A 26,270-nucleotide genomic window follows, 5' to 3' on the forward strand; every position below is an offset into this window, starting at 1 on the left:
GTAATTGCTCTCAGATAAACCCTGCGGCATTTTACAAATTACGGTTTAGGATTTCAGATTTACGCCATTTTCAATCTAAAATAACAAATATTTTACAAGGTGAAATATTTTTGAAATAAACTAAATCAAGGGTTCAGGTTGCAAACACGTAAGAGTTTGAAACTTAAACCCTAACTAGGGAATAAAAAAGGTGTGAGATAAGTGTCACCATTTTGGCGCTTGAGAGGAAGGGATGTATTACCAGAAATGATAACGTCTTGAAAGCTGATAGTTGACGGATACAGGTAATTTACCACCTTATTATGGAGAAACTTCTTTAGAGATTCGGAGTCTTCAACACCACAAAACTCACCCGCGATCTTATACCCCTGCGGAGACTTAATTTCTTCCACTCCAACAAGAAGGCACCCTCCCCATGTGTTTGCAAACTGAGCTATATCTCTGGCAGTTTCTTTTGCACTATTCGGGTTTTTCAAGGGAATCTCTTTTTTAAAATCCAATATGATAGATTCATGAGTTTTACCGAGTATGATGTATTTCTGAATATCATCCCACGAACGGATAGATAATGGCTTCTGATATTTAAGTTGCATGGATCGGTGGCTCCATTTCAAGGTTCCTCTGCATTAATACGAAACTTAAGGGACGTAAGAGACCATTCACCGAAAATCTGTATATATCAATATCTTCATATTTACTAACTATTCCTAAAATATTTTGCAGATATTATAACAAATTTTTAGATAAGTTGAAATCATCGTATGATAAATACGATTACCTAATTTTGATATTTGAAATCATTTTCTTTCAATCTTTATCTCTGATTATCTGCTTTATATACTTTTATATATCGATCTTCCATACATGATAGCTTCTTATGTACTCTTTCTAAAAGCTGCACGTCTTTTTGTTGTGTAACGAAATATATTCCAGTGCCTTTGGATTTACCACACTCACCTTTTCCCATAATTCTGGTGACAGGGTAGTTTTTTGACTCCTCGTATACCCATAACCTCCGCCATCACGTCTAAACGGTTTCTCTGTAGTTTTAGGTTATTGTTTGTTTTTATGCATTGTACTTAGAATATTATCTATAAATTTCTTGTCATTACTCGTGTTTACTTTTAACTCTATAAAATGATCAAATTCTACTTTTAAATGCTTTGATAATCCATTTTTGAAAAAACCGCCTCCAACTATTTGTCCATAGCGCTTAACATCTTTAACCAGTACAACATAATCTTCATCGCTTGTAATAAGAAAGCCAATATCAAAATTCTGGTTAAATGCATTAATTAACATTTCTCGGGTTAGAGCTATATCAACTCCTTTTTCTCGATCTCCGCGTTTCTTAAAAAGAACAGGTTCAAATCCTAAGCATCTCAATTCTGTTTTTAGATTATTACCAATGTCTTCACTTCCTTTATAAGAGGAGAACCAGTAACGTCTAATTGTTATAGTATTAACATAGGGAGTAAACTCATCACGTTGAAAAAAATTTGTTACAAATGCTTTTGTATATTTATCAATAATCACCTTGGAATATTCCAGAATTGCATTGGTAGGTTTCTCAACACAAGAAGGAACCTTAATTTCTTTGCTTAGGGAGCGACCACAAATAACATGGTATTGTATAGTACCAATAGTATCGTTGCAGTGTCTTTGTGTATGTCACGGTAATAGCCGTTACAACTAGTAAATATAGGCATTGACACCCTCCAGCCATTATGATAACATTAGGATTAAGTGGTATTTTATCCGGCGTATTAATCCTAATGGTGTCATTATGCGTTTAGCTAAGTATTCTCATCGCAAGCTCTTGGGACTATTCAGCAGGGATGTCGTTTTAACTCTGGACAGTATCAAAGAAGCTTTGGGAACGACTTCAAAAGCAACGGTTTTCAGGAAGCTAAAATCGCTCGGACATCGTGCGAGTTATTCCCATGCGGGCAAATACCATACACTGGATACACTTGCAAGCTATAATAAATATGGCATTTGGAGTTTCAATCAAATATATTTTTCTCAACAAGGAAGTCTTGTAGATACTCTCGAGGCCATCATTAATAAATCCCAGGAAGGTTATTTTGCCTCGGAGCTTCAAACGCTGGTACATGTGCGAGTCTTTAATGCACTGACTCAATTAGTGGTATCTGGAAGGGTCTTGCGCGAGCAGATTGCCGGAGAATATTTGTATATCTCCAAGGTGTTAGGTACGGATCAACTCGCCAGACGTAAACAGTCAATCATGTTGTGTGCTTGTAAGGAAGAAAAGGTATTAATTCCCGGCTTTGGGAGTGAAGTGGTTACGGATTGCCTGCAGACATTTCTTTCCATACTTGATGAAAGGCAGAAACGGCTTTATCTTGGTTTAGAATCAATGAAACTGGGACATGGCGGCGATTTAAGACTTTCACAGCTAACCGGCATAAATGTAAAAACAATTGCCAAGGGGCGTCGGGAACTTTCGAGTAAGAACATTACACCGGGACGGATACGTAAGGTTGGTGCAGGTCGTTCTTCGATTAAAAAAAAACTGATGTGGTAAAACTTCTTGAAGAATTGATGGAGGGCGATACTGCAGGAGACCCAATGGGTAAAGGAAAAATATGGACGAGAAGAAGCACACGTACTCTAAAAAAAGAATGCGGTGATAGAGGTGTAAGCGTATGTGCAACAACAGTTAGCAGGCTTCTTAAGGACATGGATTATTCTCTGAGAGTAAATCGCAAAACGATAGCAGAGACACGTCATCCGGACCGTAATAGACAGTTTGAAATTATTAATGAGACAAAAAAGTATTTTGAAGATTCTGGTCAGCCAATAATCAGTGTTGACAGTAAGAAAAAGGAATTGATAGGTAATTTCAGAAATGAGGGCAAGGCGTGGACAAAAATAGTAAATGAAGTTTTGGCCCATGATTTTCGTTCTCAGGCAATTGGTGTTGGATGTCCGTTTGGTATCTATGAATTGCTGACTAATTTAGGGACAGTTATTGTTGGTACGTCCTATGACACACCGGAATTTGCAGTCGAGTCAATTAAGATTTGGCTGGATGAATTTGGTTGGAAGAGGTATCCATGCGCAAAAGAACTCCTTATTCTTTGTGACGCAGGAGGGAGCAACGGATTTCGTCCCCGGTTGTGGAAATATGCGCTTTATCAAAATATTTGTAAAGTTTACGGACTCTCCATCAGGATTTGCCACTAGCTGGTAGGTTGGAGGCCATTAGCCTCCAACCCCCACTCGTCGCCAGATACTTTGGACAACGTGACAAAGCATCCTTTTTAAACCATACGTCTTTCTCGTAGTTAGCGACCCCGACGTGTTGCTCTATAACAGAGAAAAGTCAAACATCATGCTTTAGCACACGCCTTAAGAAATTCTCTTTCGAATGAGAGTAACCCCATTTTAAAGAATCGGTGAACAGGGAAACGCTTGTTGTCTGTTCTCCATTTTCTTGAGAACTTGAAACATCTCAGTCTCATGCGTACCCAACAGTCTAATGAGCGATATACCTTTTGTACATTGCCCAGCCGAAAATAGTTGACATGCCCACGAATTACGGGGTTTAATGTATCAACGATGGCTTGCAGATTGACGCCCTGTGTACGTCTGGTGATGTCTCTGATGTTGTTCCTTCGGCAGGCTCAGGACAGGCTCTTGAGTTTGTTCAGTGATTTCGTGCTTATACCCTTATACTTGCCCTTGGAATCGTATCCGAGAAACCTGAAACCTCTTTCGAAGTTGGTGAGCTTGGTTTTATCCTCGCTCAGCTTCATTCCAAGTTTCCCTGCAATGATTTCTTTGACATAGCTGAGGGCGGCTGGGAGTTCATCTTTTGTTTTAGTCATGACAACGAAATCATCGGCGTATCGGACAAACTTATATCCAGCCTTTTCAAGTTCCTTGTCGATGATGTCACCGATAAGGTTTGCAAGCAAAGGGGAAATGACGCCTCCTTGCGGAGTGCCTTTGTTTGTCTCGTGCACGATGCCGTCCTCCATGACCCCTGCCTTGAGCATGTTCTCAATACTGTTCAAAACCCATCCATCAGCAATTTTCTCACGTAAGGAGTCCATAATAAGCTTATGGGGTATGGTGTCATAGAATGCCATTATATCGGCATCAAGGACGCTGGTATACCCTTCCTGCTTATACTGTTCAAGCCGTTTGATAGCATCGTGACAGCATCTGTCAGGGCGAAATCCAAAGCTGTTATCTGAGAATCCTTTCTCAAATATTGGCTCTATGATTTGCCTGAACGCCTGCTGTACAATCCTGTCCTTAACAATGGGAATGCCAAGAGGTCTCTTGTCATGCCTGCCTTTGGGGATGTATACCCGCAGGACAGGCGCAGGGTTGTATATGGCAGTCTTGAGTTCCTGATGGATACTCATGATATTCACATCAAGATTGGACTCAAATTGCTTAATACTTACCCTGTCAAGACCAGCTTTGCCTTTATTCTTCTTTACGTGTTTGAAAGCAGCATAAAGGTTTTTCAGACTAAACACCTTGTCTCTTAATGAATGATACTTAAGCATCTCTCGATATATTCCTTTCGATTGATTACGGATAATAGACTTGTCAATCGTGTTTCCTGGGTACGGATTCTCCCAAACATAGGCAAAAACAAGAGAGGCTCTTGTTACTGCTTACCTACGCAAAAGAGTTTCTTTTCTCATTGAACGTATTCAATCTGCCACTTTCATCAATTCCACTACGGTTATGCCCCTTTCATTTCCGATTCACACCGGAAACTATTATGAGCAATGCTGACGACTTCAAAGATAGACTTGTGAGAGAAGCTTGTCTATCACCATCTCATACAGCTCGGACTTCGGAATTTCCTTATACCTTGCTGTTAGGGAATTTTGCCCAAGACGTAAGTCCTCCCCCGGTCATATGGATTACCCCTTTTCCCTTCGTGATGTATGTTCAAACGCATTAACCAGAGATGGTTTTACTTAATCTGTTTATCCATCTCCAACAAAGGACATTGTCAGTGCTTCGCTGAGAAATGGCAGTTGGCACGGAATAACACGCCACACTCATACACCCCAAAAGGTCGTCTGTACCTCGTAACTCCGTCATACCCCTCACGGGTATATGCTATCTTTCTACGCATACGGATTGCTCCATTGTGTGCGCATAGGCACAAACTTCTCTACGAGGATTAGGCTCGCAGAGGTGGTATTTTCAACCACTCAGGTATTCCATACTTCAAGGCACTCATTAACTCAACGGTGAGTTCCGAAGGGAATGCTAGTTCGCGGTACTCAGCATAAATTTTTTCCGTTTGGCAGCGATCAGGTATTTCTAAAATTGGAGTAGCTAATTTATTTGCATCGGCATTGTTCTGTGATGCTGCAGCGTGGATATCCATATTATCAAAGAAGTAGTATTCTCCCGGATTTATTACTTCAAATTCACAATTACTTGTTTCTTTAGGATTGGTTTCAAGTTTTAAGCCATATACATAAAGATCTCCATCCATGTGAAGATAATGATTTTTCAGGTACTCCCGGACGTGTTTAGGCAAATTGTTTTGCCGTGCATCGTATATCATAAAACGAGCGCCGGAATTGCGATAATCTGAAATAATCTGTTCGGAGAAATATTTTTTATAGATTTCCATTTGTGCCAGGCCATTTTGGAAAAAATAGGTTGCCGGTTCTAAAAACATAGCGCCACCTGCATTATCAATAAAACGGTCATTGTCTGATGATATTTTTTCGAGTTTATCGAGTAATTTCAACTGATGCGTATTATTGGATTTTCCAGTAGTAAAAATTACCTGGTTATATATTACAAACAACATGCCCAGGCAAAAGATACTGCTTACGGCTATGTTTTTATACAAAGACAATTTTTGAGACAGACAATACATTCCCCGCAAGCTGCAAATGCCTAAAATAAAACAGGGGAAAACAAAGTTATAGGGATATTGGGCTTTTATCAGAAAAACAGAAATAATAGTGGAGAAACAAACAACAGACCAGAGCAGGTCTCGCTGATCTATCAAAAAATATACCGCTAAAAAGATAAGCACAAGCGTGGAAATCTTTGTCTGGTCTAAATAATTGTGAAGATAGGCTGAGAAATGTATTGCAGGGTATACTTGTTCGTGTTTTATGGCGTCAAAGAAGGTTAATTGAATCATTTTTGGCAACAGTCCAAAACACGCGCATAGAATGAGCATAATTCCAACAACTGAAACAAACCCGATAATAAGTGTTTTTGGATACGGCAAATGACAAGGCGAGTGTTCCTTCCGGAGATATCTTACATTCAGGTTGTTGATAAAAAGGATTATTAACGCAATGCCTCCATAGTAAACAAATTTCTGAGACATAAAGATCGCTATTCCAAACAAAATACCCGATAAGGCGGCGAGTGATCTTCGTTTCAATTGCCTGTTTGCGTCAATACAAAGTATTGAGATGGTTAAAAAAACTGCGCCGAAACAGTCTGTCCTATAATCTATGGATGAAAGAAGTCCAAATCCAACACTAAGCGGCACAATAGTGCCCAGCGAAGCATAAGAATATCTTTTAGTTACATGGTAAAAATAGAAAAACAGTGAAACAGAAAGCAACACCAAATAAGAAAATGATATTTTTCGTAAAAGAAGCGCCTTTTCCTGAAAATTGCCGTTATTAAGCTTTAGTATAAGGGAGTGTAAAAAATGACTAAATGGGGGATGATGTTCATAAAAATCGACATATGGTAATTTTCCCTGTGAAACAAGATGAGTCATGCAGCCATATTGATATTCATCAATGGTAAAATAACGTGTTTGGCCAAACCAATAAACATAGCAGATAAACAGGAAAGAGCTTATTGATAACAGGATGATTAATATCAATTGAAACTGCTTTTCACTTCGACCACTTAATTTATTCATTTAACCTTCCCATTTTAGCCGCCGTTACATCTTGAATAGTGAATTAGCTTTTCTAAATATTTTTTTTGTTTATGGTTCTTTGCTTAACTTCAACTTCAGGAGTTCTGAAGGTATTTCTCGTTTTCAACGAGAAATGATTTGAACCAACCATGAAACAAATGCTCGCTACGTATATGCCTAATGTTAAACCATCGTGTCTAGGTAACTCCCAGCTACTGTATGGATTTTAAAATATTCATGGACAATAAATGGTAGTGATTGCCCATGTGTAAATAAGTAAAGATGTCAACTGAAAATCTTGAAGACATTTCTCCATGTATTTCCCTAAACGCACTTATTAGCTTTATCCTCCCGGAAGATCACTTTTCGCTCATTTCTTGGCGATAGGACAGGATAAAAAGCACCTAAATATTCAATGCACAATGGCCTTGTCATGGCAGGGCATTATAATATGCCTCAAGATGTGACACCATTTTCCTCTTTTTCTTGTTCATTCAATCCATTCTGCTGGAATCAACTTTTTCCCATTTCGCCATTCCTCGACTTCATGGACACCTTCAATCCCACCATATATACTATTGTCTGCATGATCAAGAATGATGCTTTGCCATGCGCCTTCTTTATCTAAAACCGATTTGGCGAGAGTTTTGAACATGCTCTTTACTGCGGCAACATCTTCATCACCCTCATATTTAGGATCATTTTCCACATTCTCAACACCTCTCTTTACTTTGGGGAAATATACCTGGCTGGGTTGATCAAAAATTACGAAACTAGGAACACACGATGTCGCTTGCTCCAAAAAATATTCTTGCAAAGAACACATTAAAGCAATATGAAAAGACACCCAGTTTGAAGCACTACCAACTTCAGCAAGAAAATGCCAATGACCATCATCACTCAGTACTGAAATATTTAAATCTTTAACACTAAATTTAGGGGCAATCTTTCGATACTTATCCTCTACATCCAAAGACTTTAAATGGTTAAGAATCCCCTGAGAGATGTGGGCCGTTGCGTTGTCAATACGTCGTTGTACACCTTTGGGGTCGACCAAATTTATCAGACCTTTATATTCCTCTTGCAAGATGGATATATCTTTTTGAAACTCACCACCATCTGCAAGACTTTCAAATGTTTCCATAGATGCTTTTAAATGTCCAAGAAATAGAAACATATTTTTCCTGCGCTGAAATTCTTCCTGCGCTTTTTTATCCCGTGCCATCAACAAATCAAATCGTTTCTGATGCTTTTTCATTTGATCTAAAAGGTTCTTCAATTCAAATTCGATTCGCACTTCTTCTCTTGCAAATGAAGTAGGCACTGCCGCTACGCTTTTTGCTTCATCTTCATACTTCTTGAATGCAGAGGAAATCCTAAAAAATTCAGAGGTGCTATTGGGGTGTTCAGAACTCCCGCAGGCGAGACATCCCTGCGATTCTGATACTATATTTTCCAACCATTGTGAAATATGTAATCTATCGACCCTCTTTCGCACAGAATTCCCATAATCGAGCAAGCTAGATTTTAAGCGTTGAACATCATTAAGTCTTTTTTTGGAAACACCAATCTCTGCACTTATCCGTTCCTCTTCAAGTTCCAATTCTAAGACTTCTTTATTCGCCTTTTCGATATTTTCAAATTTTGTCTGCGAATGTTCAGGAATATGCTCAAAGATACGTTTTGCCGCCGCTAACAAGTCTTCTGGGCTAGTCGCATCTGAAACATCTTCTTCCAGTATTCCATATTCCTTTGCTACTTTTATATGACCAAGCATATTAGCCATCCAGGAAGCAGATATTGCCTTAGATTTTTCAAACTCTCTCCTCAATTGGTTGAGCCGCTTTTCGACAATCTGAAGACGTTGTCTTGCCGTTAAAATTTCAATATTCTCTGCACCCAAGATGAAAGGAAACCAATTCCGCAACCGTTCCCGATGTTCATGTGCATGAGTTTTATAAAACAGTATGTTTTGATTGGCCACAATGTCCTGGTTTTGAAAAACCAATGCCATCAGATCTCGAAACCCTAATCGAGCTTGATAAGCTCTTTCCCCATCCCCACCATCCAAGGGAAGATAGGGCACAGATGAAATGGTGTTCAAAATATGCTTTACTCCGTCAGTGTTTTCGTTTGCCTTTTTGATTGCAGGAGGAATGCTTACTATGGATCCACGCAAAAGATAAAAATCATTTGAAACTTTATTGCCAAGAGGGATTTTTCGGGAAATCAGAATTTGTTCTGTTTCTGTTTGGAAAACAACCCCATACCAAGATGCATAATTACGAATAGTATCTATAGGTATAAAACAATCACTTGAAGCTAAACAATAATCAATAATTGGAATAATCGCAGATTTCCCTGTACGTGACGCCCCTGTTATGACGTTCACTTTTCCCGGTTTAAAGTCTACAATTCTTGGCGGAAATTCATCAGACCTTGGCCAAACGATTAATTTTAATAGTTGAAATTTCATCAGAATACCACCTTAAGATAAGCTGCAATAGTAGGCAGGTCGTGTTTAGAAAACCACTTCCCAAGAATCTCAGCCTTATTCCCATCATCCCTGATTTGCCCTTTCAAAGTTTTTTTGCGACCAGGGAGTTGTGTTAAATTGCGAGGATACAATTTGCCACTATCAGCATCCCAGACCATTAATCCTTCAGCAATAGCAATATCAATTGCCGCCAAGGTATACTCACGCTTCTCTCTTGCCCGCTCCTGTATGGTTAACAATATGTCTGAGTCTTTTGAGACTTCAAAGCTACGAGCAAATGATTGTAGATCGTTTCTTTTATTGCTTATTGGTTTAAGAAGTGTCTTATTCGTCAGTATGGCACTAGCCACAAAATGTAACAGCCCAATTGGAGCATCCCCGTGCGGATGTCCATTGCAGTATCCTTGAGTAAACCTCCAAAGCAAATAGGCACCTACCAGAGGAGTGTTCCAGAGTTTTACTTCCTCCACTAATTGTCCCATAATCAATCCTCCTTTTGTTTTGGAAATAGTTTTTCCCAATTAGGATGCCAGCCAAGAACTGGTTTATTAGTCAGAGCATGATATGTCCCAGCGATCGTTGAGCATGGGGGCGACATATCTCTGATTGTTTCCGCCCTTGACTTACAATCTCTGAAAAGCAATTGTCCTTTATCTTCTTCACTTAAACTTTTTTCAGTAATGTCTATTCTTATTCTTTGGTTTTTCCAAAAGTTATTTAACTTTGTCTCAAAATCAGAAGCAATATCTTCGTCAATGATGCCGCTCTCTATCCACCGTTCACGATTTACATCTGCTCTCAAAAAATCTGACACTGCCTCTAATATATCATCATCAGTAGTGCCGATTACATCAAGCTGTTTCAGATATACCGGACGAACTTTTACCTGGCTTTGGATATCTTCGTCCTTTAGAGGATACTGCAATGTAAAATCAACAAGTTCTCGACAACGAGCACGATTAAACAGAACTAAAAACTGTTGATCAAATTTTTCCCAACTTATGATTGCTAGTTCCCGTGCTGCAATTTTTTCAGTGATTACTTTCTGTAACCAACCACTGATTTGATCCATAAGAAATTCAATTTGGCTTACTGGAACATGCTTGCGCCGAATTTCGTAGCGCACGTTATCATAACCAGTGTCACTTCCGATTTGAAGCTCAAATCTTTCCACAACTTTTACCAGCAAAGACTCGTTTTGATTAACCACTAAATCATAGTATTCCCAAATATCATGGTCCTTTTTTATATCATTAAGCACTTTTTTTGCGTCATCAATTGCAGATTGCGCTTCCTTTTGGTTTCGCGCAGAACTAAATTTATCGACAATACCGCTTCTTCCAGACTGATTACAATACAGGATAAATTTTGTTTTTCCTACACCTAGGTTTCTACTTGTGATTGCTTTTATCCAATTTGAAAATGTTTTCCACAAATCGGTCGATTTGTCGGTCAGGGGATTTCCAACTATTGAAGATTTGTCTTCCTCGGTAATTACCCCTCCATCTGGTTTAAGAGTTGCTACATCGCCCCGAACTTCAACACAAACAGCATCGCCTGGGCCACTCCTAAGAAGGTGGTACAATGCACGTGGAAACTGAATTGTATACCCTAGTAACTGACCTGGTGCATTTGATTTCATTCGTATCCGCCTATTAGCATTCCAGAGAAGTCGCTGTCGTTTCACGAAGGTTGACCTATAGAGAAGGGCGCATTCCCAAATATTTGTAGATCCCCCATCCTTGTTCTCGATCTCCTCAGACTGGGTCAAATGGGCAATTTTCCTCTATTTCGAGATATGCATTTCCTACTTTAATGGAAAAACAGTAATAAATAGGGCATGAAACAGGTAAAATATAAGGAGTTGCCACCACTTTTGAGATAACAAAGTTCATTTGACCCAGTCTGTGCGCGCCTTGCCTACAAGGAAAATGTTTTGTGCCTGTTATATAACAGGCACACGTGAATATCTTTTTCAAAAAACAAAACTAATACAGAATCCTTAATTTTATTGAGTTTTTTCAAAAAACTAAAATCTTACCAATTGTAAAGGAAGCTCATGCTTTCTATTTTAGAAGCAGAGCTTCTAAAGCAATTACGTTCCAAAGCTGGAGCTTTGGAACGAGTTGTGATCCTATTTTTAAATTTACAAATATTTGGAAATGCTTCTCATAGAGAATTAGGGAAAGCCGATGTCACATTTTGAATAGTGAATTAATTTTGGTTAATATTTTTTTTATTTGCGGTTCTTTTGCTCAACTAAACCTTTATATTACTTACTTGTTTGCTGACAGAAGAATAACCATGATTAAATATTTTTGCAATTTCATTATTTTCAAATTTAGAAATTCGGTTTCCTCCATTAAATATTTTGCCAAAAAGTGCAAAGAAATACCTTTTAGGGTACTATGCGTGAACTATATTACCTCATTTCCTTATAGGCATTAATCAAACCGTTTGTTGACGAATCATGAGTGGCTATCGGTTTGTTATCCGTTAATTCCGGTAATATTTTTTTTGCGAGTTGTTTTCCTAACTCAACCCCCCATTGATCAAAACTAAAAATGTTCCAGATAACACCCTGTACAAATATTTTGTGTTCATACAGGGCGATTAAACTGCCTAATACTGTGGGGGTTAGTTTTTTGAAGAGTATGGAATTGGTGGGTCTGTTTCCTTCAAATACCTTATGCGGGGCTAACCTTTGTATTTCATTATCACTCTTGCATTCCTTCTTTAATTCTTCGAGGACTTCATCTCTTGTTTTTCCTTTTAAAAGCGCCTCCGTCTGTGCGAAAAAGTTTGATAAAAGAATGTTATGGTGTTCTCCAAGAGGGTTATGGCTGATTGCAGGTGCTAGAAAATCAGCAGGGATTAATTTTGTACCCTGATGGATTAACTGATAAAAGGCGTGTTGTCCGTTTGTCCCCGGCTCGCCCCAAATAACGGGTCCTGTCTGATAATTTACCTTATCGCCGCTCCGGTCTGTAGATTTCCCGTTACTTTCCATATTGCCTTGCTGGAAGTATGCGGGGAACCGGTGCATGTATTGGTCGTAGGGCAGAATAGCCTCTGTTTGTGCGCCAAAGAAATTGTTGTACCATATCCCGATAAGCGCAAGTATTACAGGAATGTTTTTTTCAAACGGAGCAGTTCTGAAATGGTTATCCATTTCAAAGGCGCCGTGCAGCAATTCACTAAAATTTTCATAACCGATAAAACAGGCTATAGACAAGCCAATTGCCGACCAGAGCGAATAACGGCCCCCAACCCAGTCCCAGAATACAAACATGTTGTCCCTGTGAATGCCAAACGCTTCCACCTTTTCCGTATTTGTTGAAATTGCAACGAAATGCCTTGCAACATGTGCGTGATCTTTTGCGCATTGTAAAAACCACTCCCTTGCGGAGAACGCATTGGTCATTGTCTCCTGTGTTGTAAATGTCTTGGATGCAATCATGAACAGGGTAGTTTCAGGATTCAGTGTTTTTAGTGTTTCCACAATATGCGTGCCGTCTATGTTTGAAACGAAATGAACCGATAGACCTTTTTTGGCATAGGGACGCAAACATTCTGTGACCATTACCGGTCCTAAATCAGAACCCCCAATGCCAATATTTACAATGTCAGTAATCTTCCTGCCGGAAAATCCTTTCCACTCTCCGGAAATGACATTGCGCGAAAATGCTTCCATCTTCTTTAGCACCGCATTTACCTGTGGCATTACGTTTTTGCCGTCAGCATAGATGGGTGTATTTTCTCTGTTTCGTAAGGCGGTATGCAAAACGGCGCGATTCTCCGTTTCATTTATTGCATTGCCGGAAAACATTTTTTCGATAGCGTCTTCGAGTCCGGTTTCTCTTGCAAGAGCGATAAGGTGTCTTAAGGTTTCGTCCGTTATGATATTTTTGGAATAGTCAACAAGTATGTCGTTAAATCTAATGGAAAATTTTTTAAATCTGTCAGGGTCTTTAGCAAAAAGCGTTTTCATGTGAATATGCTGAATATCTTTGAAATGTTCAGCGAGGCTGTTCCAGCTTTTTGTCTTTATCGGGTTGATTTTGTTTAACATAATTACATCTCCTTAAAGCTCCAATAGGGGTATTCTAACTGATAAGTGGCAATTTTGCCCGGATTGTTTTCGCGGCTGGCAACCAGCCATAAAAAGCTCTTTTTATCCAATGAAGATGCTGGACCAGGGTGTTCCACTCGTGAATTAAGAACATGGCATTGTCTGCGCTGTATTCTATATCTCCTGATTCCTTGAAGCCTAATCTTGTAGCTAGTTCATGCGCCGAAAGGTATGCCTCCGGTGTGTTGTTTACCACAATAAAAATATAGTTTATGTAGGCAAACCGTTCCGGACTCAGATGCTCTAAATCCGTCGCATCTTCTTTAACTATAGTCAAAAGCGTATTGATAGGGGGGACTTCCCGTTTTTCTCTCTAAAAAGAGGGTGGCAGCGGAGCTGACGGGATGTTTATTAAACGCCGGGTTACCAGGAATTTCCAAAATCTGATTTCTTTGACTATAAATATACGGTTCGTCATACGTAAAACAACCCCCTTCCTCCCCTTTTTAAGGGGGGACTTTTGCTGCTGGTAATGCCAATATGAATATTTTTGTGTGGGGGATATTAAATCAGAAAGGTTAAAGATAGCAAGTTTTTAATTCTTCCGGCTTCGCCAAATACTATAGTATACGCACAAATGATTCTTCCCTTGTCTCTTTATTCTGTATTTTGGTTCATCTTATTTGTTTATTTAAATACCCAAATTCCAAGCTCAATTTATACACTACAAATTATAAAGAGCAATAAAGTAAGATAAATCAATGTCTTTTCGACTAATTGAATTATGTATAGTGTATATTGTATACACTACACGAATAGTTTATGTTTTTATTAAAGGAAGCGAAAACTATTGAATATACAGGCTTTCCGCATATATATTCAATGTAGTGTATAAAATTAGCTTCGAAGTCAGGTAAATAGTGACGTAACTAATTTATGAATACAAATAAATGCTGTTGACAATTTTGCATTTGATAAATATTATTAAATAAAAATCGTTGTAGGTAACATGGGATTATGTTGTTATGGATCACTTAATGGCTACGTTTTCATTACACACGAAAAAGGATGATATATGAAGATTACTAGATTTGCTACCATGTGTTGTTTGTTGGCATTTGCTGCTATTACCTTTGTATTACCTGTACTGGTTTCTGCGGAGGAACCGCCCCGGAATATCGGCTATGGCAGAGGCGGAAGAATGCAGGGAGGCGCTGTATCTTCACGGTCAAAAGAACCCATCAAGCCGATCCCGATTAATTTTGACGATAACAGGGCAAAGACGGATTTAGGGAAAAAGTTATTCTTTGAACCAAGGTTGTCTAAATCCGAATGGATTACGTGCAATTCCTGCCACAATCTTTCTACGGGCGGTACGGATAATCTGCCGACTTCTATTGGACATAAATGGACGCTTGGTCCTATAAATTCACCAACCGTCCTGAACTCAAAATTTAATCTGGCGCAATTCTGGGATGGACGCGCCAAGGATTTGAAGGAGCAGGCAAAAGGCCCTATCGCCAATCCTATGGAAATGGCTTCGAACTATCAACTTGCGGTAGATGTATTGCAATCGATCCCGGAATATGTGGGGTGGTTTAAGGATGTCTATGGAGAGGGAAAGATTACTATAGATAACGTTGCGGATGCCATCGCAGCATTTGAAGAAACGCTGACTACTCCAAACTCACGGTTCGATTCATGGCTAAACGGTTATGACGAAAAAATCACCGCTGAGGAAAAGGCGGGGTACGACCTTTTTAAGGAAAAAGGATGCATAGGCTGCCATAACGGATTCGGGGTGGGAGGAAACTCTTTTGAGAAATTTGGCATTGCAAAACCCTATGACAAAGACACCCAGACGCTCGGACGCTATAACGTGACAAAGGATGAGAATGATAAATACGTTTTCAAGGTGCCGCTGCTCAGAAATATTGAGCTCACAGCGCCCTATTTTCATGATGCAAGCACGTGGAGTTTGAGTGAGGCGGTGAATGTGATGGCGGAATATCAGTTAGGCATAAAACTTACTGAAAATGAAACAAGCAGGATTGTTGCGTTTCTCAAAACACTGACCGGTGATCAACCCGAACTTATTTATCCCATTTTGCCACCTTCAAGCGCAAATACACCGCAACCAAACCGGAATTGAGGGCATTGGCGGAAGAAACAAGAATATCCTCCATTTTTGTCCAGTTGTATATGGATGGTCTCACAGGTCATTATGAGCAATTCTTTAGGGTCATCCGGAAACAATGCCAGGCACTCGACGGGTCTCCACTACGCTCCAATAACGGTACATTTTGCCATCCTTTATCCTTGATTTCGCTCGTAAAAGCATGAAAGCATTTTCTCCGTTTTTATTGGACTCGTCAAGAGGGTCGGTAGGCACTACAGCGCATTTTGAAAACCTACTTTAGCAAAATCAAGGGTTTCAAGGCGATATATGTCTAAAAATCATCGTTTTTCGGTGCGAATTGCGAAAGTCGGGTTAACAGGGAGATTGTATCAAGCTTGTCCTCGCAGTATTTCAGCGGGGAAAGATATGTGAAATCGATCCATTATGTTGTCCAAAATGTAGCTGTGAGATGAAAGTCATCCGTTTCATTACCGTCGTTTCATTACCGTGCATAATTTTAAAAAATAGTTGAATTGTGAGAATATTTTACTACACTCATGAAAATAATTTTATTTACACTTTTAGTAAAAGCCACTGTTGCATATTTATGGATAAACAATTCTCAAAAATAATTCTTTCATTAATTTTTATAAGTAGCACTCTCTGCTTTTTTGGATTTGGAGAGTCTTTTACCTTTAATACTCAGTCAAATCATCATCAAGTTGAGATTTCGCTTGATTCACATCTGGATAGCTTTTCCGGTTTTATTGTTAGTGACCACAGTGATCCTCTGAACATCTATTTCACATCTTTTCCTGGAGACGAATGTGGACTGGAAGAAAAAAAAGCGAAAAAGAAACGAGAGAATCTTCGAGGATATTATTCCAACGAGGAGCAATTAACACATAATGTAAATGCACCATCGTTCCGGTCTGTCCCCTTATCAACGTGCTACCTTTACCATTCCTCCCTTTACCTTCTTTTTGAAGTATTCCTACTTTGATTCTTTCTGAATCAAGGAGCCTTTGCTACTTGGCGTTTAATTAATTTACTTACTGCTTAAAGCGCTACATTTAGTATGTGGACGCATCGGTGATGTAAACAGGTTAAGCTGGTTTTCAAGTTGAGGCTCTATCTACCCTTTTTGCTTACAAACTCAGCACAAAATATACCCGTTTTAATTTTCTAATTGTTTAATAATAAAGATTTTCAATGTCTGGAGTATTGATGAAAAGAATGCTCATACTCGTAAGCCTGATTGCTTTGTTATGCCATGCAGGCTGTGGAACAGAACACGAAGAACATAAAAAAGAGGAAGTCAAATTTCTGGTTACCAGCCCGTTGAGAAAAGACACTTCCCTCACCACGGAGTACGTATGCCAAATCCATGCCATACAACATATTGAAATAAGAACGTTCGAAAGAGGCTACTTAAATAAGATTTTTGTGGATGAAGGGCAGTTGGTCAGGAAAGGGCAGCTTATGTTCCAGGTCCTGCCCGTCATATACCGTGCCGAATTTCACAAAGCACAGGCCGAAGCAAAGGGGGCAGAAATTGAATACTTAAATACAAAATCGCTTGCAGACAACAATATAGTATCTCCTAATGAATTGGCACTGGCTAAGGCCAGATTTGATAAAGCAAAGGCTGAACAGGCATTGGCTAAGGCACGCTTAGGGTTTACGGATATCAGAGCTCCCTTTAATGGTTTGATGGATCACTTCCATGTAAGGCTTGGAAGCCTTTTGGATGAAGGCGAACTGCTTACCACTTTATCGGATAACAGTGAAATGTGGGTGTATTTCAATGTGCCGGAAGCGGAATATTTGGATTACAAAACAAAGATAAATAAAGACAACCAGGTACAAGTAAAGTTACTAATGGCAAATAATCAGCTTTTTGAATACCCCGGAGTGGTTACCACCATTGAAGCCGATTTTAACAACGAAACAGGTAATATTGCTTTCAGGGCAACATTCCCCAACCCGGAAGGGCTGTTAAGGCATGGAGAAACAGGTAATATCCTAATGACCAAACCGCTCGAAAACGCACTGCTGATTCCGCAGAAAGCCACTTTTGAGATCATGGATAAGAAATATGTTTTTGTGATAGATGAAAACAATGTAGTAAGAACAAGGCACATTACCATAGGAGCGGAAATGCCACACCTATTTGTGGTAAAAGAAGGTTTAACTGAAAACGATAAGATACTTTTAGAAGGCTTGCGTAAAGTAAGAGATAAGGAAGAAATAACTTATGAATTTATGGATCCAGATTCGGTAATGGCACATCTGGATTTATATGCAGAATAATGTAAGTATTAGAAAAGAGAAGAAAGAAAAAAAACATGTTCAGTAACATTCTTCACAGGCCCATATTTGCAATTGTCATATCGCTCGTCATTGTTTTCATGGGTGGATTGTCCATAACACAGCTACCTATATCACAGTTTCCTGAAATTGCTCCCACAACGGTAAATATTTTTATTGCCTATCCTGGCTCCAATGCCGATGTGTTGGTTAAATCCACCCTTATTCCATTGGAAACGGCTATCAATGGTGTTCAGGGAATGAGGTACATAGCATCTGACGCTACCAGTGCAGGAGAAGCTACCATCCGGATAATATTTGAACCCGGTACTGATCCTAATCAAGCGGTTATAAGGGTGAAAACAAGGGTGGATCAGGTGATGCCCCTTCTTCCTCCGCTGGTTCAGCGGGAAGGAGTTATCATCACACCTATACAACCCAGTATGTTGATGTATGTGAACTTATACAGTGAAGATGAAAATACCGATGAAAAGCTCCTTTACAATTACGCCTATACCAAAATGATACCGGAAATACAACGAATTAACGGTATAGCGATGGCGCAAATACTGGGGAGCCGGAAATACGCCATGCGCATCTGGTTGAAACCTGATCGGATGCGTGCATATAACATCTCGGCAGAAGAAGTGATGAAGTCAATGTCGGAGCAAAGCATCATAGCCAGGCCGGGAAGATTAGGGCAAAGTTCAGGAATACATGCACAATCGATGGAATATGTGCTGACATATCAGGGAAGGTATAACAAGCCGGAACAATATGGGAATATCATCATTCGGGCCAATGAAAAAGGCGAAATACTCTACCTTAAAGATATAGCCAATGTAGAGCTCGGAAGCGAATTTTTTGACATCTATTCCAACATTGACGGTCATCCGGCGGCATCCATTGTTTTAAAACAAACAGTCGGCAGTAATGCCAAAGAGGTCATTAAGCAGGTAAAGGCCAAACTGAAAGAATTAAAAGCGGAATTCCCACCTAAAATGGATTATAAGATCAGTTATGATGTATCGCAATTTTTGAGTGCCTCTATTGAACAAGTGATGCATACGTTACGAGACGCATTTATATTGGTAGCTTTAGTCGTATTTATCTTTCTTGGCGATTGGCGCTCCACGTTAATTCCAACACTGGCCGTTCCTGTATCCCTGATCGGCGCCTTCTTTTTTATGCAGTTTATCGGACTTTCCATCAACCTGGTCACCTTATTTGCCCTTGTGCTGGCCATTGGTATTGTCGTTGACGATGCCATTGTGGTGGTAGAAGCCGTACATGCCAAAATGGAAAAGGAAAACCTGTCGCCATACAATGCCACCCAACAAGTGATGCGTGAGATCAGTGGCGCCATTATTGCAATTACGCTGGTAATGACAGCAGTATTTATCCCTGTCTCATTCTTGTCGGGCCCGGTAGGTGTATTCTACCGGCAGTTTTCCATTACGATGGCCGCTTCCATTGTTATTTCGGGTATTGTTGCACTTACGCTTACACCGGTGCTGTGTGCCATTATATTGAAGAATACGCACGGTAAACCGAGAAAAAGATCACCGATTAAGTGGTTGCTAGGCTATTTTAACAAGGGGTTCGGAAAGCTGACAGGAAGATATGTAGGATTGCTGAAATTAATAGCAAACAGAAGATTGGTCACTTTCGGGATATTGCTGGTATTTGGTGTCGGGATATTCTTGGAAAGCACAGTTGTTCCAACAGGATTTGTTCCCGGTGAAGACCAGGGTACAATCTATGCCATTATACAAACCCCTCCAGGCTCCACTCTGGAATTAACCTATCAGGTAGCCCAAGAACTGCAAAAAGTTTGCAAAGAAATTGATGCAGTTGAATCGGTTGTTTCATTGGCCGGTTATGAGATCATGACAGAAGGACGAGGCTCTAATGCGGGGACATGCCTGATCAGCCTGAAAGACTGGTCGGAGCGTAAACAATCGGTTCGTGAGACCATAGAGGAAATGGAAGAAAAAACGAAGGATCTTGGAGCCATCATAGAGTTTTTTGAACCACCTCCTGTGCCGGGATTTGGTTCTTCCGGCGGTTTTTCTCTGCGCCTGCTCGATAAAACCAATTCTACAGATTACCATGAATTTGAAAAAATAAATAGTGAATTTATGGACGCCATGCGCGAGCGAAAAGAGCTGTCCGGCTTATTTACTTTTTATGCGGCCAATTATCCTCAATATGAGTTGGAGATAGACAACAAAGCTGCTATGCAGAAAGGGGTGTCTATCGAAAGAGCAATAGAAAACCTCAACATTCTGATAGGGAGTACTTATGAGCAAGGGTTTATTCGATTTGGCCGTTTTTTCAAAGTTTACACACAGTCGGTTCCGGAAAGCCGAAGGTTCCCATCGGATATTGAGAAACTGTATGTAAAAAATAAATATGATGAGATGGTGCCTTATTCATCATTTATGAAGATGAAAAAAACACAGGGCCCCAATGAAATTACCCGTTACAACTTATACAATTCGGCTGCCATCAGGGGGTTTCCCGCACGGGGGCACACTACTGGCGAGGCCATACAAGCGATACGGGAGGTAGCTGAGGAAGTTTTGCCCATAGGGTATGACATCGCCTGGGAAGGCCTTTCGTTTGATGAAGCCGCACGGGGAAATGAAGCGATTTATATCTTTGCTATCGTGCTCATTTTTGTCTATTTGGTGCTTGCCGCACAGTACGAGAGCTTCGTCTTGCCTTTAGCGGTAATCTTTTCCCTGCCGATCGGAATATTTGGTTCGTTTTTACTGCTCAAACTCACGGGATTGGCCAACGACGTTTATGCCCAGGTAGGGATGATCATGTTGATCGGCTTGCTGACAAAGAATGCTGTGCTGATCGTGGAATTTGCCGTTCAGAACCATCATCAGGGAGCGACCATAATCGATGCGGCTATAGAAGGTGCCAGGATGCGTTTTCGACCGATCCTGATGACTTCCTTTGCCTTTTGTGCGGGATTGATACCCCTGGTTACTGCCACCGGTCCTGGCGCCATTGGTAATCGTACCATAGGCTCATCTTCTCTTGGGGGTATGCTTATTGGAACCGTTTTCGGGGTAATCGTTATTCCCGGATTGTATTACATATTCGGTAAACTCATAGAAGGCCGTCAACTCATAAAAGATGAATATTTAGAACCCCTGAGCGAAGAATATGTGCATTCAAGAGACAAATATCTCAGCGTTTGTACTGGTTTTCCCACAGGCCTGAACGAAGAAGAAAATGAACATACAAAAGAAAGTTAGAACATGATCTCAAAAAACCTGCGGAAGGCTTCTAACAAGCTAATTAAAAAATTGTTAAGGTCGAAATAAAGAGTAATCAAAGAAATTAAAGACAATGAAAAGAAACAGCATATTGAGCTATATAGGGATAATCTGTATTTCGCTGGTATTCAAAGGCTGTGCGCCTATGTTGTCACAAAAAACAGAAAATAGCAGCGTTCCTGAAAGTTATAATAATGTACAGGATACAGTCAATACGGCAGAGGTTAGTTGGATGAAATTTTTCACCGATACCAGTCTTATAGCCCTGATTGATACCGCACTGCAAAACAACCAGGAACTGAATATCACTTTGCAGGAAATTATCATTGCCGAAAATGAAGTACAAGCCAGAAAAGGGGAATATCTGCCTTTTGTAAATCTTAAGATGGGAGCCGGGGCTGAAAAGGTGGGCGAGTTTACCAGAAATGGGGCTGTTGAAGAAAACCTTGATATTAAATCCGGTAAGGAGTTCCCTGAACCACTGCCGGATTATTTGATATCTGCCAATGTTTCATGGGAAGTGGATATATGGAAAAAGTTGCGGAATGCCAAAAAAGCAGCAGCATTGAGGTATCTGTCCACAATTGAAGGGAAAAATTTCATAGTAACTAAGCTGATTGCCGAAATATCCAGTTCTTATTACGAACTGATGGCGCTCGATAACATGCTTGAAGTAGTAAAAAAGTACATTGAAATCCAAAAAAATGCCCTGAAAACCGTAAAGCTACAGAAAGAAGCAGCTAAAGCCACCGAACTGGCAGTGCGTAAGTTTGAAGCAGAGGTGCTCAAAAACCAAAGTTATCAGTACAATATTGAACAAAAGATCACGGAAACGGAGAACAGGATCAATTTCCTGGTGGGTAGATTCCCACAGCCTGTTCAGCGAAATTCTCAGGGATATAATGATTTGGTGCCAGACACGATCCATGCCGGTCTCCCATCACAATTATTGACCAACCGTCCTGACATTAAACAAGCAGAACTGGAGCTGGCAGCAGCAAAGCTGGATGTGAAAGTGGCGAGAGCACGGTTTTACCCTTCTTTAGACATTGTTGCAGGTGTAGGTTACCAGGCATTTGATCTGAAGTATTTAATAAGAACGCCAGAATCCATACTGTATAACCTGGCCGGAGAGTTGGCGGTACCCCTGATCAACAGAAACGCAATAAAGGCGACTTACAACAATGCAAACGCAAAGCAAATACAGGCTGTTTACAATTACGAACGTACCGTTCTGAACGCTTACATTGAGGTTGTCAATAAACTGTCAAAGATCAGTAACCTGGGAAAAAATTATGACCTGAAGGCAAAGCAGGTGCAGGCGCTTACCCAGTCGATTACTATTGCAGATAACCTGTTCAAATCAGCCAGGGCCGATTATCTGGAAGTGTTAATGACCCAACGTGATGCGTTGGAAGCGAAAATGGAACTGATTGAAACGAAAGTACAGCAAATGAACGCAATGGTTAATATTTACCAGGCATTGGGTGGGGGATGGAAGTCGATTATGTGATATACTAGTACATCGTTTCGTTAAAATGTGTACGTAAAAAAATGTCATCGCGAGGGGTGGAGCGACGAAGCAATCTCTTGTTCCCAAAAAACTTAAGATTGCTTCGCTGTCGCTTGCAATGACGGTATCAATGTAGATATTTTAATGAAATGCCATACTAGGTAGAATGAAAACGAGGGCGGATAGCGGCTGGGTTTTTCCAGTTTCAAATTCTCATAGGTAGAATGAAAGTAACTATTCAGCGTAAACGATACACGGCTCGTTCCCAAACTCCAGTTTGGGAACGCAATTGTTCGAGAAACTCCGGTTTCTCGCCTGTTTGCTGATAGATAGGGAATAAAATCACAGGGTTAAGACAGTTTGTAATTTGTAAAGTCAGACCCTCACCGGAAACAAAGTTTCCCGTGCAATTACGTTCTGATCTCCGGTAGTTTAATAAATTACGCTGAATAGTTACGAATGAAAACTCGCGGCGGGTAAGGTACAGCCACTCAAATAGTTGGTTTCAATTCCTCATAGGTAGAATGAAAACTCATTATAATAGTGCAACTTGTAATTCTCCCGTACCCGTTTCAATTCCTCATAGGTAGAATGAAAACACAAACGTGCAGATTAATAATACAGTTAGTGAAGGCCTGTTTCAATTCCTCATAGGTAGAATGAAAACAAGTTGCCGGAAAGTTGTATCAATCGGGAAAGTTTGTTTCAATTCCTCATAGGTAGAATGAAAACCGCGATCTTTGTGTTGCAGAAGACGAACAAGTTATTGGTTTCAATTCCTCATAGGTAGAATGAAAACATCCTGTCGCTTTTGGAAAGTGGATTTCGCCATCTTGTTTCAATTCCTCATAGGTAGAATGAAAACGCAGCTCGAATGGGCAAGGCATGTCGCGGCGCACGCGTTTCAATTCCTCATAGGTAGAATGAAAACGCTGGAGAGGCCACATTATAAAGGAGATATGGGAAAGTTTCAATTCCTCATAGGTAGAATGAAAACACTTCCATGACGAGACGGTGCTCTGGTACGTACCCGGTTTCAATTCCTCATAGGTAGAATGAAAACCAGGCGGCATCGATCCAATGTGCTTTGGGATAATCCGTTTCAATTCCTCATAGGTAGAATGAAAACAAAACTGTCAACATAAATTAACGAATGGTTTTTGCACGTTTCAATTCCTCATAGGTAGAATGAAAACTCGTCTTTCTCTCGTATTTCCCTGTATTCGTCTATCTGTTTCAATTCCTCATAGGTAGAATGAAAACTCTCGTTTAGAGTTAATGTATGGACTAGGACAAAGTTAGTTTCAATTCCTCATAGGTAGAATGAAAACGTCTGTCCGTATCCATTGCTGTCCTTTTTGCGGCTGTTTCAATCCCTCATAGGTAGAATGAAAACATTCACATAGAGAGACACTTAATATCCCTGCAATGTAGTTTCAATTCCTCATAGGTAGAATGAAAACATGAATTAAGCATTATGATTAAAATGAATTCTCAGAAGTTTCAATTCCTCATAGGTAGAATGAAAACCAAAAATCAAATGCTTCTGCATTTCCTTTTGAAAAAGTTTCAATTCCTCATAGGTAGAATGAAAACCATGCATATTTGGTAAATTCCCTAATGCAACATTTAAGTTTCAATTCCTCATAGGTAGAATGAAAACAAGGATTTTTTTGACGTCTCGAAAACTGGAAGTGTCGTTTCAATTCCTCATAGGTAGAATGAAAACCTGAATGCCAGGCGCAAAAGGAATTTGAAAAGGCGCGTTTCAATTCCTCATAGGTAGAATGAAAACCAAACTGTAGAGATGTTGGGAAACTGGACATTGCATTGTTTCAATTCCTCATAGGTAGAATGAAAACCAACCGCTGTAAAACAAATTTTTACGAGAAACATGGGTTTCAATTCCTCATAGGTAGAATGAAAACACTCAAGGGAACATTACATCAAGGACTTTATTGTCTTTGTTTCAATTCCTCATAGGTAGAATGAAAACGCGATAAATATTTTGTTTGTTCAAGTTGTAGAGATGTGTTTCAATTCCTCATAGGTAGAATGAAAACATTAAAATCATAGCGAATAATAAAACTACTTACACTGGTTTCAATTCCTCATAGGTAGAATGAAAACGAAAAATGGCTAGTTCAGAAAAGAAAAATCGAACTCTGTTTCAATTCCTCATAGGTAGAATGAAAACGTCGTGCCGGGGGTGGAAAATTATTCACACGCGCAAGGTGGTTTCAATTCCTCATAGGTAGAATGAAAACGATGCAGGATTCAAGGCAAAAATAGATGCCCTTCGGTTTCAATTCCTCATAGGTAGAATGAAAACTCGATTGCGTTCCCCGGCGTTGTCTCTAAGAATCCAGTTTCAATTCCTCATAGGTAGAATGAAAACAAACAAATACTCGCTAACATCCTCCCCCCGAACGAAGTTTCAATTCCTCATAGGTAGAATGAAAACTTGTGCCGCCAGTAAAATAATCAACCAGCCATTGCGTTTCAATTCCTCATAGGTAGAATGAAAACGGATTGGGTTTGGCGGGGCACTGGCTTTTGAACAAATGTTTCAATTCCTCATAGGTAGAATGAAAACATAAACTCCATTCTTTTCAAGTTTGCAGTCCATTGTCTGTTTCAATTCCTCATAGGTAGAATGAAAACCCCAGTTCAAATCCCAGGACGCAGGGATTTAACTTCGTTTCAATTCCTCATAGGTAGAATGAAAACTGTATTCCATGTATAGGCGTTTTCAATGCAATCTTCCAAGTTTCAATTCCTCATAGGTAGAATGAAAACGAAACTGCTGGGGACTATACCACTTTTGCGCCTTATCGGTTTCAATTCCTCATAGGTAGAATGAAAACCCGATGCTTGTTTTTCCTCTCCGCTCATTTCCCCCGGTTTCAATTCCTCATAGGTAGAATGAAAACTTATTAATTGAAGAAATTTTTAGCGCGTCTGTGAGGGTTTCAATTCCTCATAGGTAGAATGAAAACTGAGACAACAACGATTGGATAGGTGGTATGATAGGCGTTTCAATTCCTCATAGGTAGAATGAAAACCAGACAAATCCTGAATCTCTTTACCAATATTTTCCCGAGTTTCAATTCCTCATAGGTAGAATGAAAACGTAAAGAGGCATTAGCAACAGGCAGGGTACTGACCCGTTTCAATTCCTCATAGGTAGAATGAAAACATAAATCACATAACATTAATATATCATTATCAATATAGTTTCAATTCCTCATAGGTAGAATGAAAACCCGCCTCTGTTCAGCTTTTCGTTCTGTTTCTGTCTTGTTTCAATTCCTCATAGGTAGAATGAAAACGGCTATGCAGTACCAATACGTTGCGAGGTGGACTAGTTTCAATTCCTCATAGGTAGAATGAAAACGCGCTATAGAATCAAGTACCATGCTTGCCATATTCGTTTCAATTCCTCATAGGTAGAATGAAAACGCTTTTCCACCGTCTTGAAAAAAGAGGAAAAGATAAGTTTCAATTCCTCATAGGTAGAATGAAAACTTTTAGAAGTGTCTAATAGATTTTG

The 26,270-nt window shown here is 39.8% G+C and carries 17 protein-coding genes and 1 CRISPR repeat array (1 of these 18 running past the window's edge); of the genes, 7 read left to right on the top strand and 10 right to left on the bottom strand.

Annotated elements, in window-relative coordinates; genetic code table 11:
* Nucleotides 1-170: 170 nt before the first annotated feature.
* Nucleotides 171-593, bottom strand: a complete 423-nt coding sequence (locus KSMBR1_RS13735) for an AlbA family DNA-binding domain-containing protein (protein ID WP_099325835.1) — start codon at nt 591-593, stop codon at nt 171-173.
* A 460-nt stretch (nt 594-1,053) separates the two neighbouring features.
* Nucleotides 1,054-1,536 (bottom strand): NYN domain-containing protein, encoded by a 483-nt coding sequence (locus KSMBR1_RS13740; RefSeq protein ID WP_157820616.1) that lies wholly within the window; start codon nt 1,534-1,536, stop codon nt 1,054-1,056.
* 250 nt (nt 1,537-1,786) lie between these two features.
* On the opposite strand from KSMBR1_RS13740, the gene KSMBR1_RS13745 reads away from it, so the two are divergent.
* Together KSMBR1_RS13745 and KSMBR1_RS13750 are read left to right on the top strand one after the other, a co-directional pair.
* Complete coding sequence (locus tag KSMBR1_RS13745; RefSeq protein ID WP_099325837.1) at nt 1,787-2,548, top strand: hypothetical protein; 762 nt, start codon at nt 1,787-1,789, stop codon at nt 2,546-2,548.
* Nucleotides 2,542-3,210: an ISAzo13 family transposase gene (locus KSMBR1_RS13750; protein WP_099325838.1), complete on the top strand. Its 669-nt coding sequence runs from the start codon at nt 2,542-2,544 to the stop codon at nt 3,208-3,210. The genes KSMBR1_RS13745 and KSMBR1_RS13750 overlap by 7 nt, the downstream gene beginning before the upstream one ends.
* A gap of 146 nt (nt 3,211-3,356) precedes the next feature.
* Here KSMBR1_RS13750 and KSMBR1_RS23550 read toward each other — a convergent pair whose 3' ends face one another.
* The 6 genes from KSMBR1_RS23550 to KSMBR1_RS13780 form a co-directional block, all read right to left on the bottom strand.
* The gene (locus tag KSMBR1_RS23550; RefSeq protein ID WP_099323535.1) at nt 3,357-3,632 is read right to left on the bottom strand and encodes a group II intron maturase-specific domain-containing protein; all 276 of its coding nucleotides are present in this window, start codon (nt 3,630-3,632) and stop codon (nt 3,357-3,359) included.
* A gap of 18 nt (nt 3,633-3,650) precedes the next feature.
* Complete coding sequence (ltrA, locus tag KSMBR1_RS13760) at nt 3,651-4,547, bottom strand: group II intron reverse transcriptase/maturase (protein ID WP_099325839.1); 897 nt, start codon at nt 4,545-4,547, stop codon at nt 3,651-3,653.
* 632 nt (nt 4,548-5,179) lie between these two features.
* Nucleotides 5,180-6,910, bottom strand: a complete 1,731-nt coding sequence (locus tag KSMBR1_RS13765; RefSeq protein WP_099325840.1) for a hypothetical protein — start codon at nt 6,908-6,910, stop codon at nt 5,180-5,182.
* 490 nt (nt 6,911-7,400) lie between these two features.
* Nucleotides 7,401-9,386, bottom strand: coding sequence for a DUF3732 domain-containing protein (locus KSMBR1_RS13770; protein ID WP_099325841.1), 1,986 nt, complete (start codon nt 9,384-9,386; stop codon nt 7,401-7,403).
* On the bottom strand, nt 9,386-9,889 hold the full coding sequence (locus tag KSMBR1_RS13775) for a three component ABC system middle component (RefSeq protein WP_099325842.1): 504 nt from the start codon (nt 9,887-9,889) through the stop codon (nt 9,386-9,388). Before KSMBR1_RS13775 ends, KSMBR1_RS13770 begins: the two co-directional genes overlap by 1 nt.
* Nucleotides 9,890-9,891: 2 nt before the next feature.
* The gene (locus tag KSMBR1_RS13780) at nt 9,892-11,049 is read right to left on the bottom strand and encodes an ABC-three component system protein (protein ID WP_157820617.1); all 1,158 of its coding nucleotides are present in this window, start codon (nt 11,047-11,049) and stop codon (nt 9,892-9,894) included.
* 417 nt (nt 11,050-11,466) lie between these two features.
* Between KSMBR1_RS13780 and KSMBR1_RS21140 the strand changes: the two genes are divergently transcribed.
* A complete protein-coding gene (locus KSMBR1_RS21140) occupies nt 11,467-11,613 on the top strand; it encodes a hypothetical protein (RefSeq protein WP_157820618.1) in 147 nt (48 codons plus the stop codon).
* A gap of 216 nt (nt 11,614-11,829) precedes the next feature.
* Here KSMBR1_RS21140 and pgi read toward each other — a convergent pair whose 3' ends face one another.
* Both pgi and KSMBR1_RS13790 read right to left on the bottom strand, forming a co-directional pair.
* On the bottom strand, nt 11,830-13,479 hold the full coding sequence (pgi, locus tag KSMBR1_RS13785; RefSeq protein ID WP_099325844.1) for a glucose-6-phosphate isomerase: 1,650 nt from the start codon (nt 13,477-13,479) through the stop codon (nt 11,830-11,832).
* A gap of 34 nt (nt 13,480-13,513) precedes the next feature.
* A complete protein-coding gene (locus KSMBR1_RS13790) occupies nt 13,514-13,816 on the bottom strand; it encodes a hypothetical protein (protein WP_099325845.1) in 303 nt (100 codons plus the stop codon).
* 864 nt (nt 13,817-14,680) lie between these two features.
* Between KSMBR1_RS13790 and KSMBR1_RS13795 the strand changes: the two genes are divergently transcribed.
* The 4 genes from KSMBR1_RS13795 to KSMBR1_RS13815 all read left to right on the top strand — a co-directional run bounded on the left by KSMBR1_RS13795 (nt 14,681) and on the right by KSMBR1_RS13815 (nt 22,717).
* Complete coding sequence (locus KSMBR1_RS13795; RefSeq protein ID WP_099327070.1) at nt 14,681-15,631, top strand: cytochrome-c peroxidase; 951 nt, start codon at nt 14,681-14,683, stop codon at nt 15,629-15,631.
* 1,194 nt (nt 15,632-16,825) lie between these two features.
* Nucleotides 16,826-17,911 (top strand): efflux RND transporter periplasmic adaptor subunit, encoded by a 1,086-nt coding sequence (locus KSMBR1_RS13805; protein ID WP_099325847.1) that lies wholly within the window; start codon nt 16,826-16,828, stop codon nt 17,909-17,911.
* A 35-nt stretch (nt 17,912-17,946) separates the two neighbouring features.
* A complete protein-coding gene (locus KSMBR1_RS13810) occupies nt 17,947-21,183 on the top strand; it encodes an efflux RND transporter permease subunit (protein ID WP_099325848.1) in 3,237 nt (1,078 codons plus the stop codon).
* Nucleotides 21,184-21,277: 94 nt separating this feature from the next.
* Nucleotides 21,278-22,717, top strand: coding sequence for a TolC family protein (locus KSMBR1_RS13815; protein ID WP_099325849.1), 1,440 nt, complete (start codon nt 21,278-21,280; stop codon nt 22,715-22,717).
* Between the two features lie 502 nt (nt 22,718-23,219).
* Nucleotides 23,220-26,270: direct repeats of the CRISPR family, unit length 30 nt; unit sequence GTTTCAATTCCTCATAGGTAGAATGAAAAC (it continues 4,040 nt past the right edge of the window).

It is taken from the genome of Candidatus Kuenenia stuttgartiensis, from assembly GCF_900232105.1.
Classification (GTDB): domain Bacteria; phylum Planctomycetota; class Brocadiia; order Brocadiales; family Brocadiaceae; genus Kuenenia; species Kuenenia stuttgartiensis_A.

Coding starts and splice junctions, on each gene's coding strand:
- KSMBR1_RS13735 (WP_099325835.1), bottom strand. CDS start 593: ATGCAACTTAAATATCAGAAGCCATTATCTATCCGTTCGTGGGATGAT.
- KSMBR1_RS13745 (WP_099325837.1), top strand. CDS start 1,787: ATGCGTTTAGCTAAGTATTCTCATCGCAAGCTCTTGGGACTATTCAGC.
- ltrA (WP_099325839.1), bottom strand. CDS start 4,547: ATGCTTAAGTATCATTCATTAAGAGACAAGGTGTTTAGTCTGAAAAAC.
- KSMBR1_RS13765 (WP_099325840.1), bottom strand. CDS start 6,910: ATGAATAAATTAAGTGGTCGAAGTGAAAAGCAGTTTCAATTGATATTA.
- KSMBR1_RS13770 (WP_099325841.1), bottom strand. CDS start 9,386: ATGAAATTTCAACTATTAAAATTAATCGTTTGGCCAAGGTCTGATGAA.
- KSMBR1_RS13775 (WP_099325842.1), bottom strand. CDS start 9,889: ATGGGACAATTAGTGGAGGAAGTAAAACTCTGGAACACTCCTCTGGTA.
- KSMBR1_RS13780 (WP_157820617.1), bottom strand. CDS start 11,049: ATGAAATCAAATGCACCAGGTCAGTTACTAGGGTATACAATTCAGTTT.
- KSMBR1_RS21140 (WP_157820618.1), top strand. CDS start 11,467: ATGCTTTCTATTTTAGAAGCAGAGCTTCTAAAGCAATTACGTTCCAAA.
- pgi (WP_099325844.1), bottom strand. CDS start 13,479: ATGTTAAACAAAATCAACCCGATAAAGACAAAAAGCTGGAACAGCCTC.
- KSMBR1_RS13795 (WP_099327070.1), top strand. CDS start 14,681: ATGCAGGGAGGCGCTGTATCTTCACGGTCAAAAGAACCCATCAAGCCG.
- KSMBR1_RS13805 (WP_099325847.1), top strand. CDS start 16,826: ATGAAAAGAATGCTCATACTCGTAAGCCTGATTGCTTTGTTATGCCAT.
- KSMBR1_RS13810 (WP_099325848.1), top strand. CDS start 17,947: ATGTTCAGTAACATTCTTCACAGGCCCATATTTGCAATTGTCATATCG.
- KSMBR1_RS13815 (WP_099325849.1), top strand. CDS start 21,278: ATGAAAAGAAACAGCATATTGAGCTATATAGGGATAATCTGTATTTCG.